Source organism: Oscillospiraceae bacterium (assembly GCA_015065085.1).
GTDB lineage: Bacteria > Bacillota > Clostridia > Oscillospirales > SIG627 > SIG627.
The window spans coordinates 406,990-424,442 of record SVQW01000001.1 but is presented as its reverse complement, the minus strand read 5'-3'; the positions used below and the strand labels follow the sequence as shown (position 1 = coordinate 424,442).

The following is a 17,453-nucleotide window of genomic DNA, read 5'->3' as shown; positions in this document are numbered from 1 at the left end:
TGCCGGATTGGAACCAATTATTAAGATTGAAAACTTAAGAAAGGTATATAGGCTTGGTACACAAAGAGTTGTGGCACTGGATGGAATTAACCTGGAAATATTTCCGGGTGAGATATGCTGTATTCTCGGTACATCGGGCTCCGGAAAATCGACACTTCTTAACATGCTTGCCGGACTTGAAAAGCCGACAAAGGGCTGTGTATATATAAAAAACTCGCCAATATCCGAAATGAGTGAGCGAAAGCTTGCTCTTTTTCGTCAAAAATATCTTGGCTTTGTGTTTCAGTCATATAACCTCATAAATTCACTTACCGCGGAAGAAAATGTCGCCATGCCGCTAATGTTTAAGGGCATTGGAAAATCAAAGCGTACAAAGGCGGCCGAAAAAATACTTAAAACAGTCGGTCTTTCCACACATATGCGGCACAAACCTTCTCAAATGAGTGGCGGTCAACAGCAGAGGGTGGGTATTGCACGAGCGTTTGTCTCACAGCCCGCTGTTGTTTTTGCGGATGAACCCACGGGAAATCTTGATTCCAAAACAACCGACGAAATTATGCAGATTATGCTCGAGGTTGCTGGCACCGCTAACCAGACACTCATAATTGTTACACACGACCGCGACATTGCATCTTACGCTGACAGAGTTCTTTTTTTATTCGACGGGAAAATAACTAGAGACCTTAAAATCGAAAAAAACAGCTTCTGCGCGCGTGACGAAATTGTGAAATATATACAGGATATATTTGACAGCGAAAAACGTAAAATCAGCGATTCAAAGTTAAACAGTGAGGTAATTAACGATGAAAAGACAGTTTAGAAAATCAATAATATCAGTAATTTTTTTGTTGGTTGTGCTTACCGCTTCGGCATTTGCGGTTGACCAGGTAGGTAATATCACGCATGCTCCACAGATGGCAAGTGACCCGGGATTGGGCATCATTGCGGATGCCGATGTTCCTGTTTTTAAAGCCGGTGAAAGCGCAGTACTGGAAATACCGGTAAAAACATCCTCGATTTATACAGCTTTTGATGTGGTTGCACATCTTACACATAATGAAGCTGAGGTGCCTTTTGAACTTGAAAGCATGTCTCCTTATTCCAAAACCATACAGGTTTATTATCAGATTCCGGCAAAAATTCTTTATAATATTTTTGTGCCCATTAATACAGTACCGGGTGTTTATCCGATAAATATTGATGTTTCATACAGCGATATGTTTGGCGGTAATTACAACAAAAGTTTCACTTTTTATATTAAAATCGAAAACCCGAACTTTGCCGCCTCCAATTTGGAATATCTTACAGTTAGTGATTTCGTTATCCCCGAAAAAGCGGAAAAGGACAACAATTTTGTTGCGGAAATAGAGCTTAAAAATACATCCGGAATGCACATTAATAAGGCAACCGTTGAAATTATTACCCCTTCGGGTTTGAATGTTGTAAACGACACTTCAATAAAAGGTGGTTCGTTTGCACAAGACGCTTTGTCTAAATTCAAATTCAATATACGTGTCTCCGATAAAGCCGAGAGTGGCGCGCAACCCATAAACTTTAAAATAACTGTATTTGGCAAAGATAATTCAACTGCAATACAGGAGTTTACATTCAGTTCCGTGGTAAATGTTTCGGACGATAATTACTACTATAATCCGATTCTTGAAATAACCGATATTGTTCTTCCGGAAAGTGTGAAGCCCGGTGAACAGTTTGATGTTTCTGTTACATATAGAAACGAAGGTGATTGCGAACTGCGATACATCAGAACAGAAATTATTTCCGATATTTCTTCGGAAACATTTGTCAACAAAACTGCCACCTCTCAGCTTATTCAGAGACTTTCTTCCGGTGAAAGCGTAACCAAGGTGTATACATTCAGTGTTTCTGAAAAAGCAAAGGGTGACTTTTATGACTTGCAGTTCAACGCAAAGGCGCAATACGATATTTCAGCGCATGAAACCGGAGAAATCAGTGCCACCCAATACAATGGCTTTTATGTTATGCGGGATGCTGATTCGGCGATTCCGTATACGATTTCAGACATAGTCATTGACAATAACGTTACACCTGATAAAGAATTTATTTTGAAATTCAATGTTTCTGTTAATGCATATGCGGAAGGGCTGAAAATCGAAGCAGTTCTTCCCGACGGTATTATCAACACCACTCCTTGTATTTTTTGGTATGACGCTGCAGCGAATGGCAGTATATACGCAAATGAGATAAAATTGAAGTGTGCAGACACTACCTCCGACGGTTATAAAAATATAAAGATATCAGTTTCGGCACAGGATAAGAGCGAAGTTTCCCAATACATCGGCACTTATGTTTCGGGAACTTCCGATTCCAAACCGTATTACAGCATTTCAGATATTAAACTGCCATCTGAAATTGATGTTTCCGACTCTAAGGAATTTAATCTTGAGTTTACTTTGACTTGTCTGAATGCTGATGATAAAAATGTGGGTGTCAATGTTGACCTTCCGGCAGGAATTGTCAATCGCACCATTTCCAGGTTTTACATAGGTGACATGAAAGCCGGAGAGGCTGTCAAAAAGCAAGTTACTTTGTTTGCTACTGACGCTGCCACAGACGGCTTTGCGAATATAGAAATATCTGTCAGCTCTGCGGGTACCGAGAAGATAGGGCAGTACACAGGCTTGTCAATCAAAAATAAAACGACGGACAAAGATGATATCCCGGTTGTAATTATTGATGAATACGACTATGGTTCGGAATATGTTCTTGGCGGTTCTACTTTCCCGCTGAAGCTTAAGTTTTTGAATACAAGTCTTTCCGGTAGTGTAAAAGATTTGAAAATCACACTTGCTTCAGATGAAGATGGAGTATTTACACCCGCGGCAAGCTCAAATACATATTTTGTTCAAGGCCTTGCACCGGGGCAAAGTGCGGATTGGAACCTCGATATACAAACCAAATCTGATATACAGCCTCAGTCGTACGGATTGATAATAAATATTTCCTACAAAAACGAAAACGGAATTGAAAAAACTTCCATTGAAACTCTCACCATACCGGTACGTCAGGAAATGCGTTTCAACATAAGCGACTTGCCTGTCTTTAATGATATATCAATGAACGAGGATGCGATTCTCACGCTTAACTGCGCTAACCTTGGTAAGAGCACTGTTTATAATGTGCTCATCAAAATACAGGGTAATTTCTACAGTACTGAACATGAAATATTCGCAGGCAATATTGAAGCAGGAAAAGGATATTCAAATACTGTTTATCTTACACCTACTATGGAAGGCATGCAGGAAGGAACTGTCACCTTTCAATATGAGGACGCCGACGGTGTTGTCACCACCGAAGAAAAAGCTATTTCCTTCAATGCGTACAGCATGGATATGAACGCAGGAATGTTTCCCATGTATCCGGACGATGAGCTCCCTGAGGGAGAGTTACCTGCCGAACAGAGCGAAGGTCTGCCGTGGTGGATATGGTATGTTGTCGGAGCACTTGGCGTGGTGCTTGTAGTCGTTTGTGTAATTGTTGTTGTAAAAATTCGTAAAAATGCAAAGATGAGAGAGTTGGAAGATGAAGATTAAGGATATCATTTTCATGTCGCTTCACAATCTTTTCCGCAGAAAGATGAGAACTCTCCTGACTGTAATAGGTGTTATTGTGGGCGCGGCTGCCATTATTGTAATGATAAGTCTCGGAATAGGTATGGACAAAAGTCTTGATGATACAATAGCTGAAATGGGTGACCTTACTGTTATTGAACTCAACACATATTCTTATGTTATAGATGATGACGGGAATTATCAGGATCGCCGCAATGTTCTTAACGATGATTTGGTGGAAAAGATTAAAAAATTAGATGGTGTTATAGCGGTTTCGCCCTACATTAGTTTGTATGAAAACCGCATAGTCGCGAACAGGCTGTATGAATTGCAGGGACAGCAGATATACGGTGTTGATCCCGAAGCGCTTGAAAAATTTGGATATGAGCTTGAATATGGCACATTCCCTGAAAAAGGTGAGTCGTTTCTTCTTTTCGGAACAGATACATATTTCCAATTTCGCAATCCGGACAAGCCAATTCGTGATTATTATAAAGAATTTTACAACAGCGACGGAACTCCAAAACCACCTAAAGTTGATATAACAACTGCAAATATTCAGCTTTCCGGATATACTTGGAATCAGGACAGACCGTTCAATTTTAAGAAATACCGTATCGACAATGTTGGTATACTTAAGCCGATGGATAATGATTGGATGACGCAATACTGCATTTTTGCCGATATTGAAACTGTAAAAAAGATTGTTCTGGAGAATGCCAAAGCTAACAATAACAGAGATATAAAAGCGGATGAATATGAAACAATAAAGATAAAGGCAAAGGATATTGAATCTGCCGAAAAAATACAGAACGAACTTGATGAAATGGGAATAACCACGTATGGACTTTCGGACATGCGAGAAAGTATGCAGAAGCAGCAGGGAACACTGCAGATGATTCTTGGCGGGATTGGAGCCATGTCACTGATTGTTGCCGCTATTGGTATTGCGAACACAATGATAATGTCCATATATGAGCGCACGAAGGAAATTGGCGTCATGAAGGTTTTGGGATGTAAGCTATCCAATATAAAAGCAATGTTTCTGATAGAATCCAGCGCTATTGGGTTAATTGGCGGAATATTCGGAGTCGGTTTGAGCTTTTTGGCCTCGTTTTTGATGAACAGATTTATGAACGCCTCTGCTTTAGGAAGCACGGCGGGGTGGGGAGGAGCAACCGAAAGTGCGGTATCAATAATTCCGTTGTGGCTTGTACTTCTCTCGGTTGTATTCTCAACCGTAGTCGGACTCGTTTCCGGTTATCTTCCTGCCAGACGCGCTACCCGCATAAGTGCGCTTGAAGCAATTAAATCGGAATAATACTCTGTTGAATTTTCGAAAGTGTTGCAAATTATTAATTTGCAACACTTTTTGTGAATATCTTCATATTGACTGTTGGTGTGAAATATGATATAATTATTTTGCGATTCCTGTGATTTGAGAGGGAAAAATATGAAAAAAATTATAATGCTTGTATTAATTTCCACCTGTATTTCTATGCTATTGTGCAGTATCGTCGGCGCCGCAGTATTTAACGTAAAATTTGACGACGAAGAAAGTGTTTCATCATGGATAAACACAAAACATGAATTGGACTTTTCCTTTGATGAAATAAATAAAGCTTTAAAAATTGTAACAAAAGGTGTTGACCCTTATTTTTCACACAGATTTGCAGACGGTATAAATGCTTCAGTATACAAGTATGTTTATTATCGATTTAAAATTACAGATGGCGCGAACCATGCCCAAAACGGACAGTTTTTCATTGACAAATCCGATATTACAATGGGAACTTCGGGCACATATACATCTTTTTCCATCGATAACACCGCAGAGTGGCAGGATGTGTGCGTTGACCTTTCGGAATTGACCGCTTGGAACGGTATTATCAACGGATTTCGTATCGACCCCGTGCATCAGGGTGAGTTTAATGCTGTGACTTTTTTGGTAGATACTGTTGCTTTTTGTTCCACTAGTGAAGAAGCTGAGTTTTTAAAATCTGAATGCAAAGAAATGAATGGTGGTTTGAAGTGGACTTTCGACAGCTATGAAAATTTTAAACGCCATATTCATAACCTCGCTTCAATTGATTACAACTCGGAAAACGGATATGTTGTTCTTACTCCCGAGGGCGCTGATCCTATGCTTGGTATCATGCTGACGGAAAGCGAAAAATTTACAGCCGAGGAGTTTCCATATGTAGCTTTCAGAATGAGAGCACATACAACGTTTGATTTCGGTTCCGTACTTTTCAGCACAGATAAGTATTCGATGGCTCATACAAGAGTTAATTTTAAAGTTATCGGCGATGGTGAATGGCATAATTACATTATCAATATGGAAGACGCACACGAGTATTGGGATGGAACCATTAAGGAACTGCGCTTTGATTTTATTGACCACATGTCTGACGGTAAAAATCCGCTGGAGGAACACCTTAAATCTAAGATTGTGGTGGATCGTATAGGCGTTTTAACTTCTTACGATGATGCTGTCGGATTCCTCAACAAAGAATTGGTATGCAATGTCAAATTTCCGTTTGATGAGTACATTAACACCGGTGCGGAAACGCCAGTTTGGGATTTTCATAACGATACGAACATATCTTCGAAGTGGCACATAGGTCAAGGATCTTTTTTCAGAGAGCATGGCCTTTGCGGAATAATCGCTTCTTCCACAGATATGACTTTAACAAGTCAATTCACCGAAGAAGACTGTTTTTCTGCCGATGAATTCAAGTTTTTCGGTATACGTGTCAAAAATATTTCTACCAAGAAGACAGGTGGTATGTTTTTCAAGAACGACGTTGATATTTTTGATTTTGCCGACAGCGATTTTTCCAATTTCAACTACAAAACCGACGGCGAGTGGGAGAACATTATTGTCAATAACAAAAAACGATTTCCCAATACATGGACCGGTAATATAACATCCGTTCGTTTGGATTTGCTCAACCCCAGCTACGGCGATGCCGTGATTTATATTTCCAGAGCAGGTTTTTTCCGATCCGAGGCAGAAGCTTTGGAATATCTGAATGCTGCAGTTGACACTCCGGATTACTCACAGCCTGCTGTTTTCAAAGATGCTTATCAGCGTGTTTATATTCCCGGCGGAACTTTGAGCGAAGGCTACAGCAAAAGTAATTATATGCTTTCTTCCGCATCATCGCTCGGAGAAGGAAATGAGCAGTTGGTTATATATACCGACAATTCAGGATGCAACTCCGTTGTTGCTTTATCAGATGTAAACTCTGCCGGTTTTGCCAGATTCGTATCTCAAAAGCCCGGTATATACACAATTGGTAATAATACACGTACTTTTTCGGATATCAGCGACCATTGGGCCGAAAGCCAAATAAATTATGTTGCCCGGCGCGATATTCTATTGGGAACATCGTGTGATAAATTCGCTCCCGATATGCCTCTCACGCGTGGCATGTTTGTTGCGGCACTGGGACGCATGCATGGCATTGACAACACAACCAACGATTTTACGAACGTGACCATTCCGGATGTTGACAACACAACGTATTACGCGCCGTATGCCGTATGGGCTCTGAATAATAATATAATCAGTTTACGTGAAAATAACTCTTTTATGCCTGAGGAACCTATAACGCGAGCAGAAACAGTCACTGCGATTTCTAATTATGCTTCTGTTTATGGATTTAACCACCTGTTTTATAATGACACTTCCGAGTTTACTGATATTGATGAACACTGCCCGGATGGCTTTGAAGCATCATTGAATAAGCTGCAAAGATGGGGTATTATTGAAGGTATAAACGATACGCAATTCGACCCTAACGGTATCCTCACCAGGGCTGAAGTATCAGTTATATTCAAAAATCTTATAAAATCACTCACCGGTTCTGCTATTATAGACAGTAAGTTTACAAATGAAGAAATAACCAAAAAACGTTTAAGATTAGGTGTGTGGGGCTTCGCCTTCAGTGAAAAAGAAGAGGTCGATCGCTTGAAAGAGTTGGGGGTTAACCTTATATGCAGCGGAAGCGGAGTTAACAATGAGATCGTATGGGACTTATGCGACAAATACGGCATTGAGATCATGATGCAGGACTATCCGCTTGCAGGAACACCGGTAATTGAAAACGGAAAAACAAAACTTGATGAAAACGGATATGTATACAAGCAATATACACCCGTTGACCTCGATACACTTATCGCCGAATATGCCGAGCATCCCTCTTTTGGCGGTCACTATTTTATCGATGAACCCGGTACGTTTGAAATGCCGTGGATTGGTGATGCGATTAAGGAGTATAATAAGCGTTTTCCCAACAAAAAGGCTTTTGTAAACCTGCTTCCGATGTATGCAAATGCGGCACAGCTCAAATACAATGCAGGTGCAGATAAGATAGATTATTACGACCCGGATCCCGATCTTTACAGGAAGTACTGCCAGACCTGGTTTGAAACAAGCGGTGCTTCGTACATCTGTACAGATATTTACCCTCTTAACTGGTTAGACGGTATAAAAGATAATGCACATAAGCATACTTACAGAGATTACGTCGAAAGCATTAATCAAATCGCAACGGTTGCACGTGAAAACAATGCTGAATTCTGGTGCTGTATACAAACACATGCTTGGACTTCCACCAAAAGAACACCCAACGAAGCGGAATTCCGTTGGCAGGCGTATTCTATGCTGTCTTTCGGTGCGACAGGCATATTGCTTTGGAGTTATACGTCCGGAAATCTTGCCTACCCCTCAATGATCGATATACCCACTCGAAAAGTAAATCAATCATACTACGATTGTCAAAAAGTTTTCAAAGAGTTGAATGCAATTTCTGATGTCTACATTACGTACAGGAATCTCGGTGCGTTTACTCATAACGCTTCGGAAACCGTTCCGTATCTTCTTATGAGTGACGGTACGGAGTACGATAAGACCAAGACCGTTTTCAGCGATATACAATGCGATAACCCATTACTTTTCGGCTATTTTGTAAAAGACGTTGACGGTACAAATGCATTCACCGTTGTGAATATGACAGAGTTTAGCGGTAACAAATCCTCGGTTGTTAAGTTCAAGCTTGACGATTCAGCAGGAGAAGTTGTATCGTATTACCGCGGAGTCCCTACTGTCCTAACCGCTGTTGATGGCTACTACACACTCGATCTTGAATGTGGTGACGGCGTGTTTGTAACAGTTGATGTAAAGACAGCTTGCCTATAAACGGCAAGCTGTCTTTACATATTATTTGGATATTATCATTGACAATGTTTAAAAATAAGTGTATAATTGTAAAAAAAGGAGGTTATTATGTCAAAAATATATACTTCAATCGATCAGCTTGTGGGTAATACCCCCATTATCAGATTTAAAAATATAGAAAAGAAATATAATCTTAAAGCGAACTTATTGGCAAAACTGGAATATTTTAATCCCGCCGGCTCGGTAAAAGACCGTGTTGCAAAAGCAATGCTGGATGATGCTGAAAAGCGCGGCATTTTAAAAAAAGATTCTGTCATTATTGAACCCACTTCCGGCAATACGGGTATTGGACTTGCAGCTATTGCCACTTCTCGCGGTTACCGCACTATAATTGTTATGCCCGAGACCATGTCTGTTGAAAGAAGAAAGCTTATGAAAGCGTATGGAGCGGAACTTGTTTTAACAGATGGTGCATCCGGCATGAAAGGTGCTATTGAAAAAGCACAGGAACTAAGTGAAACTATTCCTGACGCTCTTGTCGCCGGGCAGTTCAGCAATCCAAATAATCCTAAGGCACATTATGATACAACCGGCCCTGAAATTTACAGTGACACTGACGGAAATGTTGATTGTTTTATTTCAGCTGTCGGAACCGGAGGAACTATAAGTGGCACAGCAAAATACCTGAAAGAGAAAATCCCCAATATCAAAATTGTAGCGGTTGAACCCTCTGCATCTCCCTTTTTGTCCGAGGGAGTGGCAGGCCCACATAAAATACAGGGTATAGGCGCAGGGTTCATCCCGGAAACACTGGATACATCAGTTTATGATGAAATTATAACTGTGGACGATGAGCAGGCACTCAAGATTGGGCGAATGGTAGGCGCGACAGAGGGGATTTTAGTCGGTATCTCGTCCGGTGCTGCTCTGCAGGCCGGTATAGAAGTTGCGCGTCGTAAGGAATTTGAGAATAAAACAATTGTTGTACTTTTAGCCGATGCAGGTGACAGATACCTTTCTACAGAGATGTTTGATTACGATGAATGAAAACGTTATTGTAAGGTCACTGCGTGACAATGACAAAGAACAGGTAAAAGAATTGTGGAAAATATGCTTTGATGATACAGATAAGTTTACCGATTGGTTTTTTAGCGAACGCTGGTGCGCAGGGTGCGGTGCAACAGCAGAACTGAACGGTAAGATTGTCAGTGTTATTCAAGGTTTTCATTACACTCTTAATATTCGCGGTAAAAGAATTCCCGCCTGTATTATGTCGGGCGTTTCCACTCTTCCGGAGTACCGAAAACGCGGTTTTATGTCAAAAGTGCTGGTGAAATTCATGCAGAATGCGCGCGATAGGGGAGAAAGTGCTGTTTTTTGTAAACCGGCAAAGCACACTGCATATTTTAATTATCTGCACTATACTTCGTCAGAAATTTGCCTCGCCGGACTGAAAAATAGTTCAGCCGCGTTTTCTTATGATGAAGTAAAGATCTGCGAAGCGGACCGCATTTCACCTGATTTACTGCTGGATACTTACAAAAGCTGCATCGAACCATTCTCAAATTCTGTTTGTCGCTCTAAAAGAAATATGGCATTGAAATTACATGACTATGCCTCGTCTGACGGCAAAGTTATGTACATCACCGAAAGCGAAAGAATCGTAGCTTATTGTGCCTTTACAGAGTCTGTTGAAAGCATCATCGTTGAAGAAGTGTGTGCACCAAACACTGAAATGCTTGAAAAGTTTTTCAATAAACTAATTTTTCTTTGTAACGGAAAAGAGTGTTTAATAAAACTGCCCTGCGATATGTCGGATAAACTTCCTGCCGGTTTCACTTCGGAAATTGTCCCGAATGGTGCGATGGGAGCCGCCGATATTTCTTTTCTCTTGCGTGAATTAGCAGGTTTTAATGACATTACAGTTAGTGTCGTAGATCATATTTTGCCTTCAAATAACAATATTTTCAGTTTTGACGGTCGCCTTTCGTCTGAACCTGATATGATTATTGATTCCGGACACTTGCTGCAATTGTTGAACGGTTTCTTGTCCATTGACGAATTGATTGAAAGAGATTATTGTCGCATCATAAACACAAGTGTTATTAAAAAGTTACGTGAACGGTTACCCAAGCTTAAATGTTATACAGCGGAAGAATATTAAAATACGCGCTGAAATATATTCAGCGCGTATTTTTAATTTTAACCGACGTCTTTTGCTTCTTAATCATTTTTTATATCAATTATATCGTCAAAAAGTTCGCTTGCTTTTTTGTTGGCTTTAATTGTTAGTTCGGTGTAGTATTTATCACAGTTCAACACATCATCGGTTATGTCTTCGGGAAAGAGCTCTTTTGTCTCATCATCGCTATGCGAAGCAACAAAATCCGTCAAAATATAATTTGGCTCGTTATCGGTATATCTTTCCTCGAACGTAAGCTTTGCTGGGAGAAATGTGCTGTCAATTGTTTCAAATGTTCCGCCGTCCACTTTGTATGTACGATGCATAAATACAATGTATACAGTGACATAATCACTGATTGACGTGGCTTCTGATATAGGCGGCGTCGGACTGAACTTCTCTTCTTTCAGTATTACATGGCTCTCGGCACGCATGAGACCGTCGGGAGACTCTGTGTCGTATTCTGCAAGAACAGCCCTTCCTACCGCATTGTCAACCGTGTTTCGCTCTGTTACCTGTATGTCTTGTGCCTCGATATATGACTGGGCGACCGAACGGCTAAAAATTGCGCCGTCCGGTACGGGGGACTGGGCTTCGTATGAATCTGCCGAATATCTGAATTTGGGTATCGGAGATGATTTTTGTGCATCAAAAACAAAATCTTCGCCGCTTGTCTTGAATACATAAGTATTTCTCTCGTCGTACAACGTCAGATACTCTTCCGTCAATTCGTATGTACCCCTTCCGATGTGACTGCTGTATAACGAATATGTAAACTGAAAAGTGTTATCAGCTTTTGACAGAATGATATTAGGTTTAAAAATCTTTTCAACTGAATCGTAATAAGAGTATATTTCATTTTCAGAAAAATCAAAAGATTGTAATGGAACCGACTCTTGGATTTTAAACATGTATCTGACAAACGAATCATCTGAATGTTCATCGGTTACACGTTCAGAATCAGCATACCACAGCACTGCGTACATATCGTTATTGTTCTGTAATAAAAAGTATACACTGTAACCGTTGATATTTTCGTAAATGAATTCCCACGACATTTTATTGCTTTTTCTGATTTTCTCAGGAGTTTCGGTACTCGACCAAGCTTTTTTGTCGCCTCTGAAATAATTGTCAAAGTTCTTTTTTGTAAGCTTTACTTCTTTGAGCTTTCCCAGCTTTTCAAAATCAAAACTCCCCAGTCCGGTCCCACTTGCTACCATATTGTAGTTCTTAATTAAAGCTGTTCCGTCTTCATCAATCTTAAAAGATGGTTTTAGGGTATGAGCCGTGTACACACCGGAAAGAAGAGAGTTATGGTAAATAAGCTCTGTTGAACTATATGTTTTTCCGTAAATATTTACATCATTTTCGTCATACAATTTTGAAAACAGAAATATTGCAGAGAAACCGCACGCAAAAATCAAAAGCGCCAATATAATAAACAAAAATCTTTTGCTTCTCAAGATAGTTTCACATCCTTTACCGAAGTTTGATCAATAACCGCCTTGAATATATTTTCAGTTTACAACGCGAATCCACATTTGTCAACGGTTTTAATATAATAGTTACAAAAGCGTCGCAGTTTATTTGCTGCGACGCTTTTGTCGAATCATTATTTTTTAACAACTATTCCGTTTTCAATGCTAACGCTGATTTTGCCGATGGGTGTAAGTACGTTTCCGCTTACTGTCTGTTTGAGTGGAACAGGATTGATCACAAATTCCTCATAACCGGGCTTTGTAGGACGTATTCCCAACAGATATGCATACATAAAGTATGCGGGGATTCCAGCCCAGCCATGGCAAAGACTTCCTGCATTTTCAAAATCGTCTGCACCGTTTATTGTTTCCCAAAAGGTTTTACTTCCGCTGTACAGCATTTTTCCCCATTTTGCGGCGATATCCTTAAATACGGCATCGGCATATTTGTAATCCTGCAGAAGCGCCTGATATTTGAAAATACAAAAACTCAGTGTGCATGGAGTAAGGGAACCGTCGCCCAGAGCAAGCAGCTTCCTGAAACCGTCTTTGTGTTCGTCCGGGATTAAATTTGCCAATAACGCCCACGCATGTGTGAGTTCATGATTTCCGTTGTGTTTTCCAAAGTCAACATATGAAGAAATCATTTTATTTTCGGGGTTGTAAAACGCTTCAAAGAAGTTATTTCTTATACATTGCTCTATATCATCACAAATATTCCATTTTTCACCAAGCCAATCTGAAATTGAGTGCATTGCGTCCATGGCAAGGCAAAACAATGCGTTTAACGAGGCATCGTACTGACGAAAAACAGTGCGGTGTTGATAGAGACCGTCATAATCATCAAGACCTTCAACCCATTCGTAAAAATTCCAAATGGTTTTTTCATCCGGTGGCACAAGCAATTTACCATCAAAATATTTTGCGACGGCGATAAGTATGTTTTTGGCTTTATCAAACAAAGGATGTGCATCATCTTTTCTTCCGGTATACAAGATAAAGTCTCTGAGCGACAATACCCATTCTAGCGAAAAAGAAGGCATAGTTGTAGGCCAGGATGAAGGCGAGCAATTTTGCAATAAGCCGTCCTTACGGGCATTGTCGGCAGATAAAGACAGGCCGGCAAGCGAAAAATCGCTGTTGTTGTACATGTAGTATCCCGATAACATCTGATTTCTGGAATCCATTGCATACAGTCCTTGCTCACGCCAAGGGCAGTCTTCGTAGTGCTCATGCATACACAGCTTTAACGTCTTATCGCACCCGATCATTATCTCGGTGAAAAGATTGTCAGAAATATTAAGAATCCCTGTGTTTTCCACGGGATAGTACATAGGTCTTATGCCGGCATAGTATAGGATAGTAGGCGCAGTCATATTGTAAATGTGAAGCTGCATATACCGACCGCCAACACGTCTAAAATAGTGTGAAAACGATTGACGTCCTGCTTTACATATATAAGAAAAGGCATAGCTTCTTCCACCGACCGAAGCTCTTACGCGGAGGTCATCAAGATGCTCTCCGAATGCCACATCAATTTGTGTACCCTTCGATGTGTCAATGTCCAGAACAAAAGGACCGGAAACCGGATCCTCTAAATCCAACATGATGTATACGCTTTTAAGACTGTCATTGATCTTAATGCTACCTGGCAATCTATACGGTTTTTCAGCATATGGAACGGCGGGGGAGAGCCCATCAAATACAACGCTTTCTTCGCGTGCACTCAGGAATGCAGTCTGCATGCGGTCGCCTAGAGTACCATTAATGTTTTTATCATACGAGAAAATCCCCTGTGCACGGAATTTAACAGGAACAATTTCACCAAAAAGTTGTTTTTTAACAGGTCGTTTATAAAACTTAATTCTCTCTATCAAATCATTACGTATTATTGGTTTTTGCCAGTTCTCATCAGTTAAATAGCCGGGCATCAACCAATCATCATCAAGTGAAGCATCATAATGGAAGCTGAAACTTACCTGCATTGTGATTTTATCAACGCTTTCTCCTGATGTGTATCCTTTTGCAGAACGACATAAATCGTGCTCGGAAGAACTGTAAAATTCCTCGTTGCCATTACTGAGAGAATACATCAGCATAGGCGTACCTGTAACATATTGCATACTGTCCTCACCTTGAAAATATGCTCTTATGCAAATACGGTTTGAACCTTTTTTCAAAAAACTGCCAATGCTTAAAACATCATATGCTTTATGCTCGGGGTAGTCATCATACTGTCCACAGTCAACAAACCGACCGTTAATATACAACGTATATTCAGAGTCGACACATATTGTAAAGGTTGCTTTTTCATCGACGAGTTCTATTTCAATATCTCTCAAAAAGTCTACATACTGATTTTTAACTATTTTACCGTTAAGCCATATTGGGGTACTATTAGTACTAGGGAGACGTTTTCCCGAATCAACGCAATTAAAAGAATTCATAGATTCCTCCAAAGTGAAAGCTCTTACTATGCATCGCGGAGAAGCATTTGCTTCTCCGCATCAAAAATGAATTATGCAATTATGCCCAGAACATTCCCGTAGGCTTAGGTTCCTTTACCATAGCCTGTTTAAGGAAGTAAACAGCTTTCTCAAAGCCTTCCTTGTTTGTCATAAGACTGTCTTCGTGCTCGATACTGAGAACATGGTCATATCCTACAAGACGAAGCATCGAAATCATATCACGCCAGGTTTGCATATCATGACCGTATCCGACTGAGCGGAATACCCAAGCACGGTTAATTTCATCCGAATAATGCTTGGTGTCCAGTACACCACTAACCTCGGTATTTCTTCTGTCAATTCTGGTATCTTTTGCGTGGAAGTGATAAATTGCATCTCCGAGATAGCGAATTGCTTCAACGGGATCAATTCCTTGCCAGAAGAGGTGAGACGGGTCAAAGTTGGCGCCCATTGTAGTTCCGACGGCATTGCGGAGTTTCATCATTGTTTCTGGGTTATATACGCAGAATCCGGGGTGCATTTCAAGTGCAATTTGAGTTACACCGTGATCCTGAGCGAATTCTGCTGTTTTCTTCCAGTAGGGGATAAGCACATCGTTCCATTGATAGTCAAGAACTGCCAGAAAATCTTCAGGCCAGGGACAAGTAACCCAGTTGGGATATTTTGATTCCGGACAGTCTCCCGGACAACCCGAGAAAGTAATGATTTTTTTAACCCCCAACTTTTCAGCCAACAAAATAGCTTTAACCAGATCATCGTTTTGCTGTTCTGCTATTGTTTTATTGGGATGTACAGCATTAACATGGCAAGCAAGTGCTGAAAGTTCAATTTCGTTCTTTTCAAATGTACTCTTGAATTCATCAAGCTTTTTTGAATCAGAAAGAAGAATTTCGGGATTGCAGTGTGCTCTGCCGGGATATCCGCCACAACCTATTTCAGCTGCATCAAGACCGACAGATTTGAGATATTTCAGCGTATCGTCAAGCGGCATATCGCCGAAAGGAACGGTTAAAACACCTAATTTCATACGATTTCCTCACTTTAGATTTATTTTCTGTAGTATAAGTAATATGCAACCAATGTGCGTTCTTTTTCTGTTTCAAGGTCGAATCCGTTGATAATAACACCCGCAAGACTCAATAAATCGGCACAATCCGTAGCATCTATATCCGAGCGGAAAATGTTTTTGCCTTCGCAAAAAATTATCATTTGGCCGTCACGTACGTTTATATATCCCGACTTCCCGACAACAATTTCTCCGTCAGGAAGTCGTTCGGTGACATATTGAAGCTTACGGTTATCAAGCTTCGAGCAAATTTCCCTCTTAGTGGGTTTTGCTCTGAAAACTTTTTTAAAAAACGACATTCTGTCAGATGGAAACAGTCTCGTTAATATCGTACATCATGTCAAAATGAGCACGCTTTACGGCACATATTTCTTCCATTTTCTTAATATCTTCTGCACTGAGCGCAGCACGTTCTTCGGGGGTCATTTTACCCTTATACATGCGGTCGAGTTCAAGTGCAAAGTCGATATCCATATAGGTAATTATGTCATTGCGATAGCAAACAACAATATTACTCTTGCCCTCGTAAAGAAGTTCAACTGCCTTCTTACCCATCATTGTTGGGATAACGCGGTCACGGTAAGTAGGGACGCCACCACGCTGTACATGAGCAAGACGAGCAAATTTTGTTTCGATTCCTGTGCGGTTTTCAATAACTTTAACAAGATCTTCTGAGAAGCCCTTGGGCATATTCTCGGAAACAAGAATGATAAAGTTACGCTTGCCGCATTTTTTGCTGTTGATCATTTTCTCGATGAGTTTGTCCTCGTTGTAAGGCTTCTCGGCGAGAATAACAGCGGTTGCACCAACTGCCATACCTGCGTAAAGAGCAAGATAACCTGCTCCTCTGCCCATTATTTCAACTACGTTACATCTCGCGTGACTTTCACAAGTGTCACGAAGACGGTCAACCATATCAATAACTGTGTTGAGAGAAGTGTCGAAACCAATGGAATAGTCAGTGCTGGTGATATCGTTGTCAATAGTAGCGGGGATACCGATGCAGGGAATGCCAAGCTTTGTAAGGTCACGTGCACCTCTGAAAGTTCCGTCACCGCCAATTGCAACTATACCGTCGATGTTATTTTTGCGGCAAGTGTCAGCAGCTTTTTGCTGACCTTCAAGATAGCGGAATTCATCGCAACGGTCGGAATAAAGCTTTGTACCGCCAATGTTGAGTAAGTTGGAAACGTCACGTTCGTTCATGAGCTTGAGCTCATTGTCAATGAGACCCTTGTAGCCCATAAAAATGCCCATAACCTCTGCGCCACTTGCAAGTGCCGCACGTGTAACAGCGCGTACCGCCGGGTTCATACCCGATGCGTCACCGCCGGAAGTCAAAACACCAATTCTTCTGATTTTCTTTTCTGCCATGATAAAATCCTCCTAATTTTTTCAACAAATATAGTATACATCTGCAAACGCAAAAAGTCAACAATTTAATTCAAAAAATAAATAATTTTACATAAAAATACCGGGCAACC

Annotated in this window: 11 protein-coding genes; 6 read left to right on the top strand and 5 right to left on the bottom strand. The window is 40.7% G+C overall.

The features are described 5' to 3' along the window. Positions 1–7 precede the first annotated feature (7 nt). The 6 genes from E7588_01890 to E7588_01865 all read left to right on the top strand — a co-directional run bounded on the left by E7588_01890 (position 8) and on the right by E7588_01865 (position 10,939). Positions 8–820, top strand: coding sequence for an ABC transporter ATP-binding protein (locus tag E7588_01890; protein MBE6688010.1), 813 nt, complete (start codon positions 8–10; stop codon positions 818–820). Continuing rightward, complete coding sequence (locus E7588_01885) at positions 804–3,572, top strand: hypothetical protein (protein MBE6688009.1); 2,769 nt, start codon at positions 804–806, stop codon at positions 3,570–3,572. Before E7588_01890 ends, E7588_01885 begins: the two co-directional genes overlap by 17 nt. Further along, complete coding sequence (locus E7588_01880; GenBank protein MBE6688008.1) at positions 3,562–4,911, top strand: ABC transporter permease; 1,350 nt, start codon at positions 3,562–3,564, stop codon at positions 4,909–4,911. The genes E7588_01885 and E7588_01880 overlap by 11 nt, the downstream gene beginning before the upstream one ends. Positions 4,912–5,043: 132 nt before the next feature. Next, positions 5,044–8,796, top strand: coding sequence for an S-layer homology domain-containing protein (locus tag E7588_01875; protein ID MBE6688007.1), 3,753 nt, complete (start codon positions 5,044–5,046; stop codon positions 8,794–8,796). A gap of 87 nt (positions 8,797–8,883) precedes the next feature. Then, on the top strand, positions 8,884–9,822 hold the full coding sequence (gene cysK, locus E7588_01870; protein MBE6688006.1) for a cysteine synthase A: 939 nt from the start codon (positions 8,884–8,886) through the stop codon (positions 9,820–9,822). After that, positions 9,773–10,939, top strand: a complete 1,167-nt coding sequence (locus E7588_01865; protein ID MBE6688005.1) for a GNAT family N-acetyltransferase — start codon at positions 9,773–9,775, stop codon at positions 10,937–10,939. Before cysK ends, E7588_01865 begins: the two co-directional genes overlap by 50 nt. Positions 10,940–10,998: 59 nt before the next feature. Here E7588_01865 and E7588_01860 read toward each other — a convergent pair whose 3' ends face one another. From E7588_01860 to E7588_01840, 5 genes are all read right to left on the bottom strand, one after another. Beyond that, positions 10,999–12,402: a hypothetical protein gene (locus E7588_01860; GenBank protein MBE6688004.1), complete on the bottom strand. Its 1,404-nt coding sequence runs from the start codon at positions 12,400–12,402 to the stop codon at positions 10,999–11,001. 167 nt (positions 12,403–12,569) lie between these two features. Beyond that, entirely contained in the window at positions 12,570–14,882 is a 2,313-nt protein-coding gene (locus E7588_01855; GenBank protein ID MBE6688003.1) for a hypothetical protein, read from the bottom strand. 79 nt (positions 14,883–14,961) lie between these two features. After that, positions 14,962–15,930, bottom strand: a complete 969-nt coding sequence (locus tag E7588_01850) for a sugar phosphate isomerase/epimerase (GenBank protein MBE6688002.1) — start codon at positions 15,928–15,930, stop codon at positions 14,962–14,964. A gap of 20 nt (positions 15,931–15,950) precedes the next feature. Further along, the gene (locus tag E7588_01845) at positions 15,951–16,268 is read right to left on the bottom strand and encodes a hypothetical protein (GenBank protein MBE6688001.1); all 318 of its coding nucleotides are present in this window, start codon (positions 16,266–16,268) and stop codon (positions 15,951–15,953) included. Positions 16,269–16,272: 4 nt separating this feature from the next. Beyond that, positions 16,273–17,343 (bottom strand): 6-phosphofructokinase, encoded by a 1,071-nt coding sequence (locus E7588_01840; GenBank protein ID MBE6688000.1) that lies wholly within the window; start codon positions 17,341–17,343, stop codon positions 16,273–16,275. Positions 17,344–17,453 lie beyond the last annotated feature (110 nt).